Consider the following 21,188-nt stretch of genomic DNA (forward strand, 5'->3'; position numbering starts at 1 on the left):
GGGAACAATAAGTGAGCCCACGCCTTAAGACGTGAGCATCGTACTTATCTTCTCGTTCCTATAAAATTACCAGTTTTCTGATACGAGATTCTAAGCGAATGCTTCACTTTCAAATTGAAGAATCGCAAAATGTTATTATCTATCAAGTTGTCAACTGTTTAAAATGACAAATTAACAATACAAATATAACAAATAAATCTAATTTGTTATAAGTTCTTATAACTTTTTATAAAATTAATTTCATTCATTTTGTACGATGGGCAAAGAAAAAGATAAAAGATTAATCCAATTTGGAAAACACCTTCGCGGTGTTCGAAAGGGATTAGGGCTTAGTCAAGACTTTGTTGCAACGCATAGCAATTTGACTAAAAGTAACATTAGTGAAATTGAAAACGGTAATAGAAACTTAGCTTTTACCACCTTTTTAGAATTAGCCAAAGGTCTAGGAGTGGATCCAAAAAGATTATTAGATTATTCTATAGATTTAAATAAAAACTAGAAATATAATTTTTATATACGAATTCTAATGTTGTCAAATTTGCAACTTATAATAATTTAAAATCTAATTAGAAAAAAACTAAAATTATTTCGTGCAAAATTTCGAAATTTGGTTATGAAAATCAAACCTAATACAACTAATATTGGCTGAAACAAAACCTAATTTTTGGTTATTTTTTGACGCTATAAGATCCAAGCAGTAATCAAATATTTCATTGAAGACTGTTAGCAATGTTAGAAAACCATCCTACGCGTTACGAGCAATTTATTAAATTAGGTAATTTATAGATTATTACTATAGATATTTCTGCAACTAAAATTGAGGAGTGATACGGAAAATGAGTTCGGTCGTGGTTGAGACAAATGTTTAATTTACTTCCATTTGGAATTGATTGAAAAGATAAAAAAGTATATAGTGACACGGTTTTCAAATTGAAATGAGTGGAAATAGCTAAAGATTAATTATGTTTATCATGGCAATTTTAGACAACAAATAACAGAGTGCAAATTGTATCAATTTGTATTGGTTTTCGTATGTTTGTGTGATACTTGAATGTTCATAAACATAAAATGACGACCACTAAAATAACCCTCTCACAACTAGAGCAATACCTCTCACGAGCCGCTTGGATACTTAAAGGCCCTGTTGATGCCTCTGATTTTAAAATTTATATTTTTCCTTTATTATTTTTCAAAAGACTTTCGGATGTTTTTGATGAAGAATATCAACAAGCATTTGAAGAATCAGAAGGAGATACAGAATATGCCCTTTTACCCGAATTTCACAGATTTAATATTCCTGAAGGATGTCATTGGAACGATGTTCGGGAAACTACTACCAATGTAGGTATAGCAATTGAAAAAGCTTTACGCGGAATTGAACAAGCCAATCAAGAGCATCTATATGGGATTTTTGGTGATGCTCAGTGGAGCAATAAAAACAAACTTTCTGATAGGTTACTAACGGATCTGATTGAGCATTTCTCGCAATATTCTTTATCCAACTCAATGGTAGATCCTGATATTTTAGGACAAGCCTATGAATACTTAATTAAGCACTTTGCGGATTTAACCAATAAAAAAGCGGGTGAATTTTATACGCCTCGTTCCGTAGTTCATTTATTAGGATTGATACTCGATCCTCACGAGGGAGAAAGTATTTATGATCCCGCTTGCGGTACAGGTGGAATGCTCTTGGAGTGTGTGGACAATTTGAAACACAACAAAGAAGATTATAGAACCTTGAAACTATTTGGACAAGAAAAAAACCTTACGTCGAGCTCTATTGCTCGTATGAATATGTTCTTGCACGGTATCGAAGATTTTCAAATCTCTCGTGGAGACACCTTGCGCAATCCTGCTTTTTTTGAAGCTGATGGATTGAAAACTTTTGACTGTGTCATTGCAAATCCTCCTTTTTCATTAAAGGATTGGGGTGCTGATTTATGGATAAATGATCCCTATGGTCGAAATATTGCAGGAGTGCCACCACAAGGAAACGGCGACATGGCTTGGGTGCAACACATGATCAAGTCTATGAATGCCACTGGACGAATGACAGTGGTTTTGCCACATGGTGCTTTGTTTCGCAAAGGTGCCGAAGGTAGAATTAGAGAAGAACTGTTAAAGCAAGATTTACTAGAAGCCGTTATTGGTATTGGTCCCAATATATTTTACGGAACGCAATTGGCCGCTTGTGTCATGGTCTTTAAACAACAAAAGGAAGTACAAAAAAAGAATAAAGTAGTTTTTATTGATGCAGCCAACCAAGTTCGTGTGGGTAGAGCTCAAAATTACTTGGAGCCAGAACATGTAAACCAAATTTTTGATTGGTATAATGATTATGAAGATGTCGAAAACCATGTAAAAGTGGTCGCTACAAAAGACATCAAAGAGAATGATTTCAACCTGAATATCCCTTTGTACGTGGAGAAAATCATTGAAGACAATCTTCCTTCAGTTGAAGAAGCATTGGTTGATTTGAAAGCAGCTTGGGAAGATAGTTTAATTGCAGAAGAAAAATTTAAAACGATTTTAAAAACATTTATATAATGGCATACGAGAAACCAATTAAGATTAGAGAAGCAATTGAAGCTATACAAGAACAAGAATTTATTCTTCCATCAATTCAAAGAGAATTTGTCTGGACTCCAAATCAAATAGAATTACTTTTTGACTCTATAATGAGAGATTATCCAATAAGTACTTTCCTTTTCTGGAAAGTTAAAGCGGAAAATTTAAGTAAGTTCAAATTCTACCGTTTTCTTTCAAACTATCATGAAAGAGATAGAACGCATAATGAACAAGCTGAATTAAGTGGTTCTAAAGATAGAATGGCTATTCTAGATGGCCAACAGAGACTTACTTCTTTGTATATTGGATTAAAAGGTAGTGATGCTAGAAAATTACCGAGATACGGTTGGAAAAATGATGATGCATTTCCTGCTAAAAAACTATATATAAATTTGCTTAAAAATTCTGAAGACAGTGATAAGGAATTTGATTTTCGTTTTTTGAGTGACCATGAAATAGAACTATTTAAAGTTAAGTATCCAAATGATTTTCATTGGTTTAAAGCAGGTGACATTTTAGACTTTACAAATATGATGGATATCATGAGCTATCTTATGAATAATGGGTTAACAGATACATCAAGGAGAACATCAGAGCAAACTATTTATGCCTCAACAACCCTTACAAAGTTGTATCAAGTTGTAAATGAGCAAGAATCTATTAATTTCTATCTCGAAAAAAGTGAGCAATTAGATAAAGTACTTCATATTTTTATTCGAATTAATAGTGGTGGAACTAAATTAAGTTACTCAGATTTGTTATTATCGATAGCTACTGCTCAATGGAAGAAAAAAGATGCTAGAGTAATAATTCATTCTTTTGTAGACAAAATAAATGCAGTTGGTAATAAATTTAATTTCAATAAAGATCTTGTCCTTAAATCTTGCTTAGTTTTGACAGATTTGAAAGACATTCGTTTTCGTGTAGATAATTTCAGTACAGAAAACATGGCGAAAATTGAAAATGAATGGGATAATATTTCAAAATCATTATTAATTTCAGTAAAATTAATAAATCATTTTGGTTTTTCAGGTCAGACTTTAACTGCTACTAATGCAATTGTTCCCATCGCTTATTTTTTAAATAAAAATAACATAGGAGAAGAAATATTACATCATGCAAGCCAAGGCAAAAATAGGGCTCTAATCAAAGAATGGCTTATTAGAGCGTTGTTAAAGAAAATTTTTGGAGGTTCTCCTGATAATTTATATCCTACATACAGAACTATTATTTCTGAGAATATAGGCACATTTCCACTACAGATCTTAATTGATAAGTATAAGGGAACTAATAAGTCTTTAGAATTTCAAGAATCGAACATAGAACACCTTCTGACTACACAATATGGATCATCTTTTGCATTTATGGTTTTAGGATTATTATATCCTTTAAATCACGACTATACTTTTCACCAAGATCATATTCATCCGAAGTCTTTCTTCAATAATAAAGGTTTAGAAAAGATGGGCATCGTGCTGAAAGAGGATAGAGAGGAATTTATAAATAATTTTAATTCTTTGCCAAATCTTCAATTGATTGAAGCTATTGTTAACATACAAAAAAGTGCCAAACCATTAAATGAGTGGTTAAAACAAACCCATCCATCTGACGAAAAACAAAATAGCTATAAATTATTACACTTCTTCCCTGAAGATGAGAATTTAGAATTAGTGAACTTTATGAACTTTTTTAATAAAAGAAAAGAACTTCTTAAAGAAAAATTGATGACTATTTTGAACGTCCCAAAAATGGTCATTTCGAAAGGTACAGATGTTGATGCAGAAATTGATGTTTTAGAATTGCTAGAAGAATAACCATGACCCAACAACAACTAGAAAAATACCTCTGGGGTGCGGCAACCGCATTGCGTGGTACCATAGACGCTGGAGATTACAAACAATATATATTTCCGCTGCTTTTTTTCAAGCGCATTTGTGATGTGTATGACGAAGAGTTCGAAAAAGCATTACAAGAAAGTAATGGCGATTTAGAATACGCCTCTTTTGCCGAACACCATCATTTCTTGGTGCCCGAAAAAGCACATTGGAAAACCGTTCGTGAAACTACCGTTAATGTAGGAGTAGCAATTCAAGAAGCGATGCGCGAAATTGAAAAAGCCAATCCCGAAACTTTGTTTGGGATTTTTGGCGATGCCAGTTGGACCAACAAAGACCGACTTTCAGACGCTACTTTGGTGAACTTGGTGGAGCATTTTTCGCAACACACACTCAACCTAAAGAACGTTCCTGATGATCAATTAGGAAATGCTTACGAATACCTGATTAAAGAGTTTGCAGACGATAGCGGCCACACCGCAGCCGAGTTTTACACCAACAGGACCGTTGTAAAACTAATGACCATGATTATGGACCCGCAACCAGGCGAGAGCGTCTACGATCCTACTTGTGGCTCTGGTGGTTTGTTATTGAATTGCGCTTTACACCTCAAAGAAGAAGGTAAAGAATACCGAACGCTTAAATTGTACGGACAAGAAATAAACCTCATTACCTCGGCTATTGCACGTATGAACATGTTTATGCACGGAATCGAGGAATTTGATATTGTACGTGGCGATACCTTGGCGCAACCAGGACTGTTAGAAAACGACGAATTAAAAAAGTTCAATGTCATTTTAGCCAATCCTCCGTATTCTATAAAATCATGGGACAGAAAAAGTTTTGAAACCGATCCTTACGGCCGTAACCTTTGGGGAACACCACCGCAAGGGTGTGCCGATTATGCTTTTCAGCAACACATACAAAAGAGTTTGCATTTAAAAAACGGTCGTTCTATTTCGCTATGGCCTCACGGAATTTTGTTTCGAGATTCTGAAGCATAAATGCGCCGTAGTATGATTGAGCAAGATTTTGTCGAATGTGTGATTGGTTTAGGACCTAATTTGTTTTACAATTCTCCGATGGAAGCTTGTTTGTTGATTACCAATAACAATAAACCGAAACATAAAAAAGGTAAAATTCTCTTTATCAATGCGGTTGACAAAGTAAAACAAGAGAAAACAATGTCGTTTTTAGAACCAAATCATATTGATTCTATTTTTGAAGCCTATAAATCATTTACTGATATTGAAGCCTTTACTGTTGTAAAAAAGTGTTCAGATATAATTGCTAATAAAGGCAATATGTCTATTAGCTTATATGTTCGAACCAATGAATTGAGTTCTCAAAAAACAGAACTTTTTGAAGATGTTTATAAAAATTGGGAAGACACTTCATTAGACTTAAAAAATGCTATGAATGAACTTTTTCAAACTCTTTAAAAATAATGAATAAAGATTTAAAAATAGATAAAACAAACTGGAAGTCAGTAAAATTTGGTGATGTTGTTTTTGAACCAAAGGAAAGTATGAAAGATGCTGTTGCCGAAAATGTTCAGCATGTAGTAGGTTTGGAACATATCGATGCTGGAGATATTCATTTAAGAAAATCGGCTAGCATTGCAGAAAGTACCACATTTACAAAAAAGTTTAGCAAAGGTGATGTCCTTTTTGGACGAAGAAGAGCTTATTTGAAAAAAGCTGCTCAAGCAGAGTTTGATGGAATTTGTTCTGGTGATATTACAGTCTTTAGAGCCAAAGCCAATCTGCTTCCTGAATTACTTCCTTTTGTGGTCAACAACGATAAGTTTTTTGATTATGCAATAAAGCACTCAGCTGGTGGGCTTTCACCAAGAGTGAAATTTGTTGATTTGGCCAATTACGAATTTCTTCTGCCTCCCAAAGACCAACAAGCAAAACTAGCCGAATTACTTTGGGCTATGGATGAAGTGATTGAGAAGGAGAAAGTGGTTTTAGAGAGTTTAAAAGTATCTTACCAATTAGAAATTGAACATTCAGTACCCAGAAACACAAGTGAAAAATGGGTTTTAGGAAATGTAATTAAAACTAGAAAAGGTGTTACATATAAAAGTGATGATTATTCGAATGAAATAAATGGAATTCCTTTATTAAATCTTAAATCTATCGAAAGAGGTGGAGGATTTAATAGAGAAGGTATAAAATATTATGAAGGACCATATAAAGAAGAACATTTTGCTAAAAATGATGATCTAATTATTGCTTGTACTGATATAACTAGAGAAGGAAGAGTAGTTGGTTATCCACTACATCCATCTATTTATCAGGATAAGAGAATGCTATTCACAATGGATTTAGTAGCAATAGAAATATCTGAAACAAGTCTTTCACGTGACTATTTATATTATGTACTTAAAGCTAATTGGGTTCATTGGATACTATTTGCATATTCTCCTGGAACAACGGTATTGCATTTAGACTTAAACGGAATGAAAAAAATAAAATTTCCAAAATACAGTATTGTAATCCAAAATAATATAGTACTGAAATTGAGAAAATTTGAAGAATCTATTTCAAATATTGAATCAAAAATCCAAGCTGCACAATCTGTCCAAAAAAGTTTAATAAATCAAGTGTTTTAGTTATGGCATATCAAAACGTAGTAAACAGTAGTATTTCTAAGAATAATGTAAAACTTTCGGCTGATAAAATTATTGAGAAATTAGACGAATTAAGAGAGGAAGGAAAAAAATCTAAAAGACGTTGGATTTGGGAATTAATGCAAAATGCAAAAGACGTTCCTAATATTTTTGGACAAGTTTCAGTAGAAATAACTTTAAATCAAAATGAGCTGATTTTTGGACACAATGGTAATGCCTTTACTATTGATAATTTAACGGGTTTAGTACAACAAGTAAGCTCAAAACACTCAGCAAACCAAAACACAAAAGTTACAGGTAAATTTGGAACAGGTTTTATAGCAACCCATTTATTATCAGATGTTATTACGATTGATGGGGTTTTACAAGAATCTGAAGAAGTAGCAATGAAGTTTGCTTTTGAATTAGACCGCTCAGGAAAAACTTCTGAAGACCTAATGATTCCTATTGAAAACGCATTAATAGAATTAAATAATATAGATGAAAGTCCAAAATTCAATTCTTATCCTGATTACGAAGCGTCGAGGACTGAAAATGATTACTTCAATAAATTTAAATATGCTTTAAATGAGGAATCGTTTAAAACGGCTGAAGTTGGGATTAATGATTTAATTGAATCCTTACCCATTTCACTCGTTTTTTTACAAGATATTAAACAAGTTCGCATTCAGAACAATGTTGATAATACACAATACCTCTATAAAATAGAAAAACCGAGAAGTGAAGAGAATGAATACGATGAAGTATGCATTTCTATATTAGATGAAAATGACAGTTCCTCGCCTGTTTACAAAAACTTTATAGTCAAGTCTACGGAAGAAATTGAATTGTTAGTAGAAGTTATAGAATTTGAAAGTTATCAATTAGTTCCTGTAAACAATAACCAACCCTTTTTATATAGAGATTTTCCTCTTATTGGGACAGAAAAATTTTATTTCCCTTTTATTTTAAATGGTAAAACGTTTAATCCAACTGAAAGAAGAGATAGCTTGTATTTAAACGGGAATTCGGACAAGGTAAATCATAATAAAAAATTACTTGAAGATGCGATTAAGTATTCTCTGGAGTTTGTAGATTATTTGGTTTCGAAAAGTGCAAAGAGCTTATTTTCTATTTGTTTGAGTAATTTACCTGATTATAATTTTGATGCAGATGATTCGGAGCATAATTCAAAAGAATGGTATATTGAGAATGTTCAATCTAAATACCGACAACAAATAATACATAAAAATATTGTTGGTCACGGTAGCGAAACATGCGCATTATCTGCTGTTAGATTTCCAACTACACATGAACATGATTATCCAGAACTTAGAAGTTTAATAACAGATTATTTAGGAACAGCTAAAGTTCCTGTTATGCAAGAACAAGAAAGTTGGATTCATTTTTTAGGTCCAGAAAACCAAATGCATACTTGGGGTTTAGATTTAAGTTATGGTTTACAAGAACTCGTCAATGATATTAATAAATTAGAAAACACAATAGATTTTACATCTTCTGTAAATGTATATACTTGGCTAAACAAGTTATATAAAGCAATCGAAGATTTAGATCAAACTGCTTTACATAATTCTTATAAGTTAGTTCCAAATCATAATGGTTTATTTAGAAAATTACCAACACTTTGGGCTGAGAAAATATCAAATGATGATAATGCGTACTTACCAAATCCGTTTTTAAAATTATTATTGGAGTTAGGAGAAGATTGGTACAAAGATCTTATTCATAGAGAGGTTGATATTCTTAAAGAAGCGCACCAGTCCAAGAGTATGAGTGATTTAAATAGTGCTATAAATTCACATTTTTTAAAAGTGGATTTTATAAAAACTAGTAATTCATTAACTCATTTAATAAACGTTCATTCAATAGTTGCTCCAAACTCTAAAGAAGATTCATTCCAGCGATTATTGTTAGATAATGCTTCTACATTATTCAAAATAGAAAACACTTTAGTTAGTAACGAATATACTTCAAAATTTAATTTTGAAATAGTGCATCGGTTATTAATTCAATCAATAAATAATCAATTAGAAAAAATTGCAAGTCTATCTAGCTTAGCAACTGATTTAGAAAAATCAAAAGATGAAGTTACAATTTGGTTAAGTAATTATTTAAGTTTACTTGATAGTAAAACCAATGACTATTCTAAATTCTTAAAAGAAGGTAAAATAATACCTAATAGAGAAAGTGATAATGTTTTTTGTAACTATACTGAAATATTAAATTATGGTTATAAAGAACAGCCTTTGAATAGAGAGTTACTTCAGATTTTATCTAAGTTTAATACCGAAAAAAACTATTTTAAAAGATTAATTGCTGACGGCATAGGAATAAAAGTTTCTGACACATTAAATTTTGAAAGACTCGGTAATGAAGTCGTGAATGAAGTAGAAAACATAGAATATAATAAAGCATATGAAGAAAACAGAGAGGCTTTATTAGAGTTAATAAATTGGACTGAAGTTAGAAAGGATCTAACTAAAAAGTACGCTAGCAAGTTGTTAACACTATCAGGTCGTATTTTTTATATTCTTACCATTGAAAATAGTGAGAATAGAGAGGATGTAATGAAAATTTTAAGAAACTCCGAGAACATTAGTAAAATTGCAGGAATAATAGATAATACAGCGTTTGTAAATCAAATAGATAATTTGGTAGATTTATTTCCAAATGGGATTCCTCAAAACGTAATGGCATTTGCAAAAGAAGATGCTAGAAAAAAGAAAGATTTTAGTAATTTACTGGAACTTGGTTCAAAAGTAGAGCAGCTATTTATCAAAACCTTAGAAGGCTATCAAGTTACAAATGAAATAATTCATGCTGGTGGCGGTGCTTATGACATTCGAATTTATAATCCTGATACTAAAAAGTCTTTTTATATTGAATTAAAGTCCTGTCGTTATCAAAACACAGATCCAATTAATATTGCTGTTTCTCAGGCCAAAAGAGCGGTAAAAGAATTAGAAAATGATAGTTTTTCTATTGTGATTGTTGAGCGATCATTTAATAATGAAATGGATGAAGATTATATAAAAACTAATTCAAAATATTTTAAAGAACCAGGAAAGCACTTAGGTAAAATTGGAGAAAACTATGACACCATTAAAAGTAGTTCAAACACAGAAAGCCTTATAGATTTAAAAATGGACTTTGCTGAATTTAAAGGATCTTTAGACTATAAATGGGTTTTGGAAGAAATTGGTGATTCTGGATTTGAGGAGTTATTAGTAGATATAAATAAAGTGTTATCTTGTAGCTCGGATATTCTTATTGAAAATAAAGAGTAATATATAAGGATTTTTAGTTGTAAATATTATTCAATACATTTAGATTTTTAATTTTATAAATGGCAATACCTGAAATCATAAATCTTTACCGAATGGTGCATTGGCAAAATGTGGAGTACATTTTGCAAAATGGCTTGTGTAGTAGGGAGCATCCCAATATGGATCCTGATTATATCAATATCGGTAATCGTCAATTGATAAAAGACCGACATGCACATCCTATTCCACTAACTGATGCGGGGAATTTAGGAGAATATGTTCCTTTTTATTTCGCGGGCCATTCGCCAATGTTGTATTTAATTTACAATGGTTATCAAGGAGTATCCCAATTACCACAAAAAGACATTGTTTTTATAATTTGTAAATTTAACGATGTAGAAAATTCAGGTTTAGACTGTGTTTTTACGGATAGAAATGCTAAAATATCAATAGCCAATTTTTATACGCAAAAAGAGGATTTTGAAAAATTAAAATGGGATTGTATTCAAGCAAAAAAATGGAGTAATGACGAAAGTAATTTGTCTCGTCAAGATTATAAACAAGCTGAGTTTTTAATTCGGAATCATGTACCTACTAAGTATATTGCAGCTTTGGTTGTAAAAAACGAAGAAAGAAAAGTTTATTTTGAGGATTTATTAATTAAATTAGCAATCGATATCAAAGTATTTGTCGATGAAACTAGCAAGCTTTACTACTAAATATGATACAATACATTAAAGGCGATTTATTGAGTTCTAACGCAGAAGCATTAGTAAATACCGTTAACACTGTTGGTGTGATGGGTAAAGGAATCGCTTTGCAATTTAAAAACAGATTTCCACAAAATTATAAAATTTATAAAGAAGCTTGTAAACAAGGAACATTTCACACAGGTGAAGTTTTAGTAGTTCGAGAAGGTGATTTATTAAACCAAAAAATCATTATCAATTTTCCAACCAAAGCCCATTGGAAAGCCGATTCAAAATACGAGTATATAAGTACAGGATTGCTGGCCTTGAAAAAAGCCATCATAGAAAACGATATTAAAAGTATTGCTATTCCACCTCTTGGTTGTGGAAATGGCGGTTTAGACTGGGAGCGTGTAAAAAGTATGATGGAAGAAGCGTTGGCGAATGTTAATTGTGATATTCATATTTATTCTCCAAATAACGAAATCAAGTCGTTGTTGCAAAAAGAAAACCAGGTAAAAGAAGTGAAGTTAACTACGGCTAGAGCTATGTTACTTTATTTACTGTTTCAGTACGAAACTTCGGGTGAGCAAAGCAGCTTATTTGTTGCTAATAAGTTGGCCTATTTTTTACAAAGAAGTGGCGAGAAATTGCGTTTGAAGTTTGAAGCACATCATTATGGACCTTACACTGTACAATTGAATCATGTTTTGATGCATCTGAATGGAGTTTACCTACAAGGAATGGAACAAAATGAAGCCAAGCCTTTTGAATCTTTATGGCTCAATTATGATAAATATTCTGAAGTAGAAGAGTATCTAAAAAAGAATATAAATTTCGAACAAAGACAACGAATTAAGGATGTTTTGAAACTACTTCAAGGTTTTAAATCAACTTTTGCACTAGAATTATTAGCCACAGTAGATTTTGTAAGCAATTCTAACGAAGAAAAGACAATCGAATCGGTTCAAAAATCAATTGCTTCCTGGAGCAATCGTAAAGCAAATCTTTTTGAAAACAAACAAATCGAAATTGCGTATAATCATTTAAAAAATCATTCCGAAAATTTATTTGAACTGCAAAATTAGTATTCCAACAATCCTTTTTGGAAATTAAAAATTCTTAAATACTTGATCACTTTATATGTCATTTAACGAACTGAACAGTGCAGAACATTACATCATTCATCAATTGAGCGGTGTAAATTTGAACGGCGATAGTGCTTCTGAACCGCAAAGTAAGTATGGTATCGGCTGGAAGTATAAATCAAAAGACGACCTAAAAAGAAGTGTCAATGAAGTATTGCTAGAAAGTGAACTCAAAGAAGCCTTAATTCGTTTAAACCCTGAAATCCAAGCTACAAACGAGTTGGCAGATGAGGTGATTTATAAATTGCGAGCCATTCTGCTTTCGGTAAATCAAGTTGGGTTAGTAAAAGCTAATGAAGAATTCTTTAAATGGTTACAAGGTGAAAAGACCATGCCTTTTGGAGAAAATAATCGACATGTTCCCGTTCGTTTGATCGATTTTAAAGAATTAAATAACAATACTTATTTTGTTACTAATCAGTTTAGAGTACATCACAGGGAAACTAAAATTCCAGATATTGTTCTGCTAATCAATGGTATTCCAGTCGTTATTGGAGAAGCTAAAACCCCAATTAGACCATCAGTTAGTTGGTTGGATGGAGCACATGAAATTCATGATATTTATGAAAATGCTGTTCCACAATTATTTGTTCCAAACATCCTTTCTTTCGCTACAGAGGGTAAATCATTATTTTATGGAGCGATACGAACACCATTAGAATTTTGGGCACCATGGCGATTAGAAAATGATGAGGATTCACTAGCAAAACGGTTAGGATTAAGTGAGATAGGTAAGGAATTATCAGATTTGATGCATCCAGCTCGGTTGTTAGATATTCTGCAAAATTTCTCCTTGTTTTCAACCAATAAAAAGAAACAACGTATCAAAGTATTGTGTCGATTCCAACAATATGAAGGAGCTAATAAAATAGTAGAACGCGTTAAAGAAGGAATAATTAAAAAAGGATTGATTTGGCATTTTCAAGGATCTGGAAAATCTTTACTGATGGTTTTTGCTGCACAAAAACTGCGTAAAATGCCAGAACTCAAAAGTCCTACTGTTATTGTTTTAGTAGATAGAACTGATTTAGATACTCAAATTACGGGAACCTTCAACGCAGCAGATGTCGCCAACGTAATTACAACAGATAGCATTAGTGAGTTACAAACTTTATTGGAACGAGATACCCGTAAAATAATCATTTCGATGATTCATAAGTTTAGAGATGCTAAGCCCAATATGAATACTAGGGACAATATCATTGTTTTGGTTGATGAAGCGCATAGAACCCAAGAAGGAGATTTAGCCCGACAAATGCGCGCCGCTTTACCCAATGCATTTTTGTTTGGTTTGACAGGTACGCCAGTGAATAAAGCCGATAAAAATACTTTTTGGGCTTTTGGTGCCGAAGAAGATCAAGGTGGTTATATGTCACGATATACTTTTCAGGATTCATTAAGAGACAATGCAACACTACCACTACATTTTGAGCCTCGATTAGTTGACGTACATGTTGATAAAGAAACAATAGATGAAGCCTTTAAACTGTTTAAAGATGAAGCTGCCCTAACGGATGAGGAAGCAGATGCCTTAAATAAGAAGTCAGCTAAAATGGCGGCATTTTTAAAATCTCCTGAGCGGGTTGCAAAAATCGTAGCCGATATAGAGCAACATTTTAAAGAAAAAGTAGCACCACAAGGCTATAAAGCGATGATCGTTACCCCAGATCGGTATGCCTGTGTGCAGTACAAAGAAGAATTAGATAAATATTTCCCAACTGAGGCAAGTAAAGTTGTGATCTCCACTTCAGCGAACGACGATTTTGAATTCAAACAAAAATGGGGAATTGATAAAAGTCAACAAGAAAAAATTGTGGATGACTTCAATAATCCAAATTCAGATTTGCAATTTATTATTGTTACTGCTAAATTACTTACTGGTTTCGATGCTCCTATTTTGCAAACGATGTATCTGGACAAATCGATAAAGGACCATACTTTATTGCAAGCAATTTGTAGAACGAATAGATTGTATCCTGGTAAGTCGTTTGGAAGAATTGTAGATTATTTTGGAGTTTTTGATGATGCAGCCAAAGCATTAGAGTTTGACGAAGAAAGCGTAAAAGCAATTATTACCAATTTATCTGAGCTAAGGGATGAGTTACCCAAAGCAATGAAAGATTCACTGTCCCATTTTGAAGGAATAAATAGAGATTTAGAAGGCTTTGATGGTCTGGAATTAGCTCAGAATGCAATAAATACAAATGATAAGAAAGATGCTTTTGCAAAAGATTTTAAATACCTGGCTAAACTATGGGAATCACTATCACCAGACAGAATTTTAGATTTGTACCAGAAAGACTATCGTTGGCTTTCACAAGTATTTGAATCAGTGCGACCAGCCTCAGATCATATCGGTAAACTGTTATGGTTTTCATTAGGAGCACAAACTACTAAATTAATTCATGATAACGTTCATGTCGGGGAAGTACATCATTTAGATGCATTTATTTTAGACGCAGATGTGATTGAAGACATCTTCAATAATCCTGATACTAGAAATGTCAAGAAACTGGAGAAAACTTTAGCAAAACGGTTTAAAAAGCATGCAGGAAATCCAAAATTTAAAAAGTTAAGCGAACTATTAGAAGCCTTAAGAGACAAAGCGGAACAGGGTTTAATTTCGTCTATTGAATTTATCAAGGAACTTTGTAAAATTGCAAAAGAAACTTTACTTGCCGAAAAAGAACTGGATTTGAGCCTGATTGAGAAAACACCTCAAGCAGCCTTGACTGAACTGTTTTTAGAACTTAAAACGGACCAGACACCTGCAGTTGTAGAACGTATTGTCACTGATATAGATGCCATTGTTCGTCAAGTACGCTTTCCAGGTTGGCAAAAAACAGCTTCTGGTGAGCGTGAAGTTCAAAGATCATTGCGACAAGCATTATTGAAGTATAAACTTCATAAGGAACAAGTATTGTTTGATAGGGCTTACGAGTACATAAAAGAATATTATTAAAAAAATAAGATTTGAGATTTAAAGTATTTGAAATAGAATCTGTAATAATAAAAATTAATTTGATTACAAATCAAAAAATTTCTAAATTAGGTTTAGGGAATTCTTCTTCATGGTCAGTACCTGTTAATTCAATCATTTATTTTTATGTATGCTTCTGTTGATTTTGTGTCTATAATAAATATTACTCTTGCAACAGTACAAGCAATTTTGAATTTAAGTTTAAGAGAAGGGATCAGATCAAATTTTATATTTTATAAATTTGCTGAATTTCAAAAGTAAATAGTTCAATTTATCACAACTGGTATACAAGGAAACTTGAATGCGCATAGCGTTAATAATTTTAAATTCAAACACATTGTTATTAGTAAATAATAGCTGTCTTTCAAGTAAAATAGATAATTTTAAACTTTTAAAAAACAGCTATAGAACCTAAATATTGAAATTAAGTACCCGTTTTTCAATTATAATACGTGCTTTTCACCGAAAAATACTGCCAGAAATAAAAGTTGATGTAGAATATGTTACTATGTACTCCTTTTTCAATAAGTGATTTCATTTTTAATTTAAGTGGAAGGTAAAGTGACTGATTGGCTTTTTCTAATTTGTTCGATAAAATAAGAAACAGACATATCAGTTCTAGCTTTAAAAGCTTTAACAAAACGCTCCGTACTTGTAAAACCTACTTCTTGAGCCAGCGCAGCATTTTTAAAATTCCGCATGTATTTGTTAGCATACAAAAGCTCGATGACATATTCAATTTTTAAATTGTTAATGTATTCGTTGAAACTTTTTTCTTTACAATGACGAATAATCGCAGACAAATAGGTTGGATTAGAATTAAAAGCAGTAGATAATTTGGATAGGGTCCAGTCTTTTGCTAAAAATTTTTTATCCTTCTCAAATTTATCCATTTGGGCAAGAATCTTTAAAACAGTTTCAGGATTAATATCCAGTATGGCTGGTTTGTCATCGAACCGTTTTGTTTTAGTTTTAAATTCAAGAGAGTTAAGTTGTGTCAACAACGCATCAAATTTTTTTTCTTTATAAATCTTCCGAGTCTTAAAATGACGATACGTAAAAAGTAGTAAACCGACCGCAAGCAGTACAGAAAAAATCTTCAAAACAGTTGTAGCGTTCTCTTTTCGAACAAGTTGGATTTGCAATTGCTCTCGTTGGCTAATTAATTCTTTGGTATCGTACTCCTTATGTATTTTTTTAACTAAATAAGAAAAACTTTCCTGCAATACGGTATCGGCTTTGAGTAATTGATCTACATAATACAAGTGTAGTTTTATATTCTTGTTTTTTTTGTAGTAGTCAATCAGTAACTCATAAACGACTCTTAAATTAGGACTGATATATCCTTTTTCATTAAAAATTTGATCTACTTTCTCAAAATAAGCAACTGCTTTTTCGTAAGACTGCAACTGCCAGTAACTTCTTCCGATATACGCGTAGCCTACGGATTCGGTAGCAAAATCGCGGTTTTGATTTAGTACGTCAGAAACAGATACAATTTTTTCTATAGCGGCTGTGTAATTCTGCTTACAATAATCGTTTATACCTTCAGATTGGGTAAAGTAAATTTCCATTTCCTGTATATCTAATTTACGACTTTCTGCAAGTCCTAAACTATTTGTTTCCGAGCAAAGTCCATAATTTCCAGTTCTGTTGTAGCTCAAGCCCAACGCATGCAATGAATTTAAATAAGGTCTAGGATGCTCGTCCGTAAAATAGGAGATACAGTCTTTCAATAAGGAGATGGACTCCTCATAATAACCCAGATAGTTTTTCACTGCCGCAATGTTGTATTTTAATTTATAGATCAAGTATGTATCGTTGCTTTGAGCAAGGTAATTATTGGCAATAATATAGTAATCCAAAGCTTGGATTTGCTTTTTAAAACTATAATAGACAGTACCTTTTGATAAATAAGCAGACCCGATTAAGGCAGGATCGTTTGTTTGTTTTGCGGTATAAACCATACTATCGGCGTAAACCAATTTTAAAGGATCGGGAGACAGATGCAAAAGATTTCGATAAACAGTAACTTCTTCTTCGCGATTTTGTTCCTTTTTCGCTTTGGCTAAATGGGCGTGCAAGTAGACTACAGCTTTTGCGGTGTCTTTTCTGAATTCGTATGCTTTATCATCAAGATACGAATAGCTCTTGTTTTGTAAAGAGTCGGATACCGTATTAGCTTTTTGAGCAGTTGCAGCAAGGATAAAAAATAGGAAAAAGTAGAATAAGCAGTAGGCTTTCATAATACGTTAATTTGGGTAATAAATAGGTTCATAGATCAAACGTACTAGTATTCAGTAGTAAAGAGTTCAAAACGATACTTTTGAATTTTATCGAACGGCTATGTAAATATAGTAATTGTAAGAATTTATGCTGTAATAAATTAATAAGGATTTGTTATAATTCCGTAGCTAAAATACGATAGATCCGCAGAGCTGCTGTTGCCCCAGTACCAATTGTCATTTAGCTTTGTCCACGTAAAAATTAAAAATCCAGTATTTAAGCTCCAAGAAGAGGCAGACTAAATAATGAGGAGAGATAGTAGGTAAGGCAATTAAATAAACGGCAGGTATGAAAATAGAACAAAAACGACTTTGTATGTATCCCAAAGATGTTCAGCGAATAACGGGTAGAAGCTACCGCTACTCCAGACTACTGCTAATCGAGATTAAAAGAGCATTAAACAAAGAAGAGCACCAGTTTATAAGTGTCGAAGAATTTTGTTTCTATACGGGACTCCCTTCAGAGTAGGTTTGGCCTTTAATTATTGGGTAATTAGAGAGGATATTGCAAGACAGTTTCTTTGCAATATTGGAATCCATCTTACTGCTGGATAGTGATCTTTAAAATCATTAACTTAATTTATTTTTATAAATTGAGTGTTTAATACCAAAAAAAAGTCCAAACCAAAGGTCTGGACTTTCAAAACAAACTACAGTAGCCAAAGCTATCTACTTTGTTTTTTTTCCTTTTCTAGCAATTTTTTTGAGTAGTATCGTCATTCCGAAACTAACAATTGCGCCTAAAGTAGCCAAGACAATTGTGTTCAAAATGTCATCTGAATTCAAATTAGGTAAAATGCTCAAAAAAGTACCACTGGCAGTTCCTACAAAAGAACTATTACTCGTTTGCATCAGTTGTCATACTAGTGTCGGTGGTCAGTTGGCTCACGGCAGATAGTACGCCACCAACAACGGCTAGATAGCCTCCTAATGTGACGATCGCGACGGGCAACAGTACAGGAGCTGCGATAATACTACCCCCAACTGTGGCTAACGTAAGTCCGATTGTTCGAATTATTCTAAAAAATTTAGGAGTAGGAGCCTTAGCTCGTTTAATAATAGTCATAATTTCTATATTTTTACAATTCCTTCTAGGAATTAAGATTGAACAAGTAATAAAACACTCTCTTTAGCATCAAGCTCTTTATAAACTAGATGGCTAAGCTTACTAAAAGCCTTTCTTGACGCTAGCCCTAAACCAGCTCCCGAGACTTGGGTTACTGGAGCAATGCAGCCTTGTAGTTCTGCTAAGGCATTATTAGCAGGATGAAACAGTATCAAGTTTCTTTGGGGAACATCCAATAGTTGTAAATGCCTCCCAAAACGGCTACTGTAACGCTTTTCTACAAAATATTCACCTTCAGGAATACAAGACACCCGCTTACAGTTCTGCTTCCACGGCAATTCTATCGTGAGGCAAATGACCTTTCCGTTACAACTCAAAACCCCGTTTGTTCCTTCTGGAAAATACGTTCGATGCAATATAAGAACCATCTTATAAACCGCTAACGGTTACTACAGACAACGGATTATACATACCATTTTTTAAGGTATACATAGTACCATTAACTTCTTGATAGAATTCTAAACCCATCACTAGAAACAACGGCTTAGTGCTATTGGGAGTGACAATATTAGAATGAGTAATGGCTACCGTCGGCAGTTTGTTTAGCGGTAAAACAGCAGTTTCCGTATGAGCCTCCAAAAAGGTCTCAGATTCAAAATCAATTTCAGTTCCAGCAGATAAAATTTTAAAATGGGTCGCGCCACTAGGGGCAACGATCATATCAGCGGGAACAAAAGACGGAATTTCGAGTAATATAGCACCCGTGACACGGTTGATACTTGCCTGATAAGGCACGTAAATCGTAGAGTCCAAGGTACTATTAATATTAAATTCGAAGCCAATTAACAACTCAGCTTCTCCATCAATAACATTGCGCAAACCGCGCACACTGGTAGTGTCAGCCTGAATCACTTTAATCATCGATTGCGTCAATCGACTAACCATTCTGCTGTCTGCTGCATTTAAAAGTAAAGACCGAATTGACGATCGCAATATTTTTCCTGCTTTACCCGCTCTTCCAAATTCGGAACCATTTTCTCGTGTGCGCTGAAAAGCAGGATCGTTAGCAATTCTTTTGGCATCAACTCCTCCTTTTTCTCTAGCCATATGACCATCTTTAGTCTTATAAAAAGTAATATCGCCGATAGTACCTCTTAATTTAATAATTCCCTTTTGCTGTGCCATAATTACTGTGTGTTATAATAATAAAAGTTAAAATGTTAGGTACATTTCTTCAAACCGTATAAAACCAAATTCGATGCATCTAAAAGCGGATTTATACTACAAAGCTTTAACTATTTTACTGTAAATCAAAATACTAACATTCAGAAAGGACCATTACAGACCAACATAACCGAAAAGGCCTCTTTTAGTCACTCCAAATTGTCCTTTATTTTTACAGCGCGCTAAATATGTTATATAGATAATGCATGGATAATGCATGGATAGTGTATGGATAGTGCATGGAAATTGAACAGTTGAAGAAGTACTTTTCAACTCATTGTGCTTTCCATATTAGGTCCTCTTGTTTTTGGAATAGCCGTTTTTGATGGATTTCAACACACATTAACCGTTTGGCTTGCTGGGTATATTAATATTTACCTCTGGCTTCCGGTGGCGAATATCTTCGGGGGAATTATGGGAAAAATTCAAGAACAAATGTTGACTATTGATATTTCACAAGTAAACAATTATGGGAGTACATTTTTCAGTAGAACCGACATGGCCTATCTCATTTTCATAATTATCGGAATGGTTGGGTAATTCACTGTTCCCTCTATAGCCAATTATATTGTTCATGTTGGCGCCTTAGGTCAAAAAGTAACCAGTGTATTTGGTGGCTCGAGCACGATAGTGATTAGTAAAGCAACTCAAGGAGCAGGAATGGTTCTAGATTCCATGCGAAATGCTGCGGGCAAAATGTCACAAAGTATGTCTTCGGCAAATTCGAACGAGTTACGTGTTGCCACTAATAAAACGACCAGTTTGGTATTTCCCTTTGCAATTGTAAGCGTGGATAAAGGCAGTGAAGCGATAGTGGTGGATAAAGCGAAAGGCGTTGAAAATATACTTTTGGTAAAAGCTTATGAGAGTGATTTTGTACCAACTAATCTAACGATTGTCACCGCTGACGGAAACCTCTATAGTTTTATTGTCAATTTTAGTGAGAGTAACCCCAACATTAATCGAGTTGTAACTGCTGAACTTGCAGTGAAACAAGAAGTAGTTTTTTCGCCAGAGATAGAAAATAAAAGTAAAATAGCCCGCAACGCCAACTTATGTTTATTGAAAACCAAATTTCTTAAAGGACTTGAATGCAAAGAATTTGACTTGGGATTGCAAGTAACGGGGATTTACATTCAAGATGAGCTATTCTATTTTCGACTTCATTTGACTAACGATTCGATGATCAATTTCGAGGTGGATCAACTGCGTTTTTTTATTCGTGATCAAAAGAAAAGTAAACGAACAGCTTCACAGGAGTTAGAAATTATACCAATCGGAATATTTGACTCCATTACCAATGTGCCTGGTGAATCTGAAATAGATAGGGTAGTGGTGGTGCCCAAATTTACTATTTCTAATAAAAAGTATCTAGTTATACAACTGGTGGAAAAGAATGGAACAAGACAAGTTTCGATTAAATTAAATCGAAGAGCTTTAACAAAAATTCTTCCCTTGTAAGTGCTACAAAAGATTATTAATTCTA

General features: G+C 33.3%; 16 protein-coding genes and 1 pseudogene. 12 read left to right on the forward strand and 5 right to left on the reverse strand.

Annotated elements, in window-relative coordinates; translation table 11 throughout:
• The first annotated feature begins 256 nt into the window (after positions 1–256).
• From AP058_RS07975 to AP058_RS08015, 9 genes and pseudogenes are all read left to right on the forward strand, one after another.
• The gene (locus AP058_RS07975; protein WP_066308936.1) at positions 257–499 is read left to right on the forward strand and encodes a helix-turn-helix domain-containing protein; all 243 of its coding nucleotides are present in this window, start codon (positions 257–259) and stop codon (positions 497–499) included.
• 569 nt (positions 500–1,068) lie between these two features.
• Positions 1,069–2,550: a class I SAM-dependent DNA methyltransferase gene (locus AP058_RS07980; protein WP_066308940.1), complete on the forward strand. Its 1,482-nt coding sequence runs from the start codon at positions 1,069–1,071 to the stop codon at positions 2,548–2,550.
• Complete coding sequence (locus AP058_RS07985; RefSeq protein WP_066308942.1) at positions 2,550–4,385, forward strand: DUF262 domain-containing protein; 1,836 nt, start codon at positions 2,550–2,552, stop codon at positions 4,383–4,385. Before AP058_RS07980 ends, AP058_RS07985 begins: the two co-directional genes overlap by 1 nt.
• Positions 4,386–4,387: 2 nt before the next feature.
• Positions 4,388–5,848, forward strand: a pseudogene (locus AP058_RS07990) (N-6 DNA methylase).
• Between the two features lie 5 nt (positions 5,849–5,853).
• A complete protein-coding gene (locus tag AP058_RS07995) occupies positions 5,854–7,026 on the forward strand; it encodes a restriction endonuclease subunit S (RefSeq protein ID WP_066308944.1) in 1,173 nt (390 codons plus the stop codon).
• Between the two features lie 2 nt (positions 7,027–7,028).
• Positions 7,029–10,331 carry a sacsin N-terminal ATP-binding-like domain-containing protein gene (locus tag AP058_RS08000; RefSeq protein WP_066308945.1) on the forward strand — a complete coding sequence of 1,101 codons (3,303 nt, stop codon included), beginning with the start codon at positions 7,029–7,031 and terminating at the stop codon, positions 10,329–10,331.
• Positions 10,332–10,390: 59 nt separating this feature from the next.
• The gene (locus AP058_RS08005; RefSeq protein ID WP_066308948.1) at positions 10,391–11,029 is read left to right on the forward strand and encodes a DUF4433 domain-containing protein; all 639 of its coding nucleotides are present in this window, start codon (positions 10,391–10,393) and stop codon (positions 11,027–11,029) included.
• 2 nt (positions 11,030–11,031) lie between these two features.
• Positions 11,032–12,087, forward strand: coding sequence for a macro domain-containing protein (locus tag AP058_RS08010; protein ID WP_066308951.1), 1,056 nt, complete (start codon positions 11,032–11,034; stop codon positions 12,085–12,087).
• 55 nt (positions 12,088–12,142) lie between these two features.
• Complete coding sequence (locus AP058_RS08015; protein ID WP_066308953.1) at positions 12,143–15,109, forward strand: type I restriction endonuclease subunit R; 2,967 nt, start codon at positions 12,143–12,145, stop codon at positions 15,107–15,109.
• 563 nt (positions 15,110–15,672) lie between these two features.
• Here the strand turns inward: AP058_RS08015 and AP058_RS08020 are convergent.
• Positions 15,673–17,373 (reverse strand): AraC family transcriptional regulator, encoded by a 1,701-nt coding sequence (locus tag AP058_RS08020; protein ID WP_066308956.1) that lies wholly within the window; start codon positions 17,371–17,373, stop codon positions 15,673–15,675.
• A gap of 328 nt (positions 17,374–17,701) precedes the next feature.
• On the opposite strand from AP058_RS08020, the gene AP058_RS16665 reads away from it, so the two are divergent.
• Positions 17,702–17,881, forward strand: a complete 180-nt coding sequence (locus AP058_RS16665) for a hypothetical protein (RefSeq protein WP_082706611.1) — start codon at positions 17,702–17,704, stop codon at positions 17,879–17,881.
• Positions 17,882–18,081: 200 nt separating this feature from the next.
• Here AP058_RS16665 and AP058_RS08025 read toward each other — a convergent pair whose 3' ends face one another.
• The 4 genes from AP058_RS08025 to AP058_RS08040 are packed head-to-tail and all read right to left on the reverse strand — an operon-like array spanning position 18,082 to position 19,663.
• Complete coding sequence (locus AP058_RS08025) at positions 18,082–18,264, reverse strand: hypothetical protein (protein ID WP_066308959.1); 183 nt, start codon at positions 18,262–18,264, stop codon at positions 18,082–18,084.
• A complete protein-coding gene (locus AP058_RS08030; RefSeq protein ID WP_066308962.1) occupies positions 18,251–18,478 on the reverse strand; it encodes a hypothetical protein in 228 nt (75 codons plus the stop codon). The genes AP058_RS08025 and AP058_RS08030 overlap by 14 nt, the downstream gene beginning before the upstream one ends.
• A gap of 32 nt (positions 18,479–18,510) precedes the next feature.
• Complete coding sequence (locus AP058_RS08035; RefSeq protein ID WP_066308963.1) at positions 18,511–18,906, reverse strand: DUF5675 family protein; 396 nt, start codon at positions 18,904–18,906, stop codon at positions 18,511–18,513.
• A gap of 1 nt (position 18,907) precedes the next feature.
• Positions 18,908–19,663, reverse strand: a complete 756-nt coding sequence (locus AP058_RS08040) for a hypothetical protein (protein WP_066308969.1) — start codon at positions 19,661–19,663, stop codon at positions 18,908–18,910.
• A gap of 318 nt (positions 19,664–19,981) precedes the next feature.
• Between AP058_RS08040 and AP058_RS16995 the strand changes: the two genes are divergently transcribed.
• The gene (locus AP058_RS16995) at positions 19,982–20,242 is read left to right on the forward strand and encodes a hypothetical protein (RefSeq protein WP_197413392.1); all 261 of its coding nucleotides are present in this window, start codon (positions 19,982–19,984) and stop codon (positions 20,240–20,242) included.
• Between the two features lie 27 nt (positions 20,243–20,269).
• On the forward strand, positions 20,270–21,163 hold the full coding sequence (traN, locus tag AP058_RS16670) for a conjugative transposon protein TraN (RefSeq protein WP_231739614.1): 894 nt from the start codon (positions 20,270–20,272) through the stop codon (positions 21,161–21,163).
• Positions 21,164–21,188: the final 25 nt, after the last annotated feature.

Origin of the sequence: Flavobacterium sp. TAB 87, assembly GCF_001529295.1 — a bacterium.
Taxonomy (GTDB): domain Bacteria; phylum Bacteroidota; class Bacteroidia; order Flavobacteriales; family Flavobacteriaceae; genus Flavobacterium.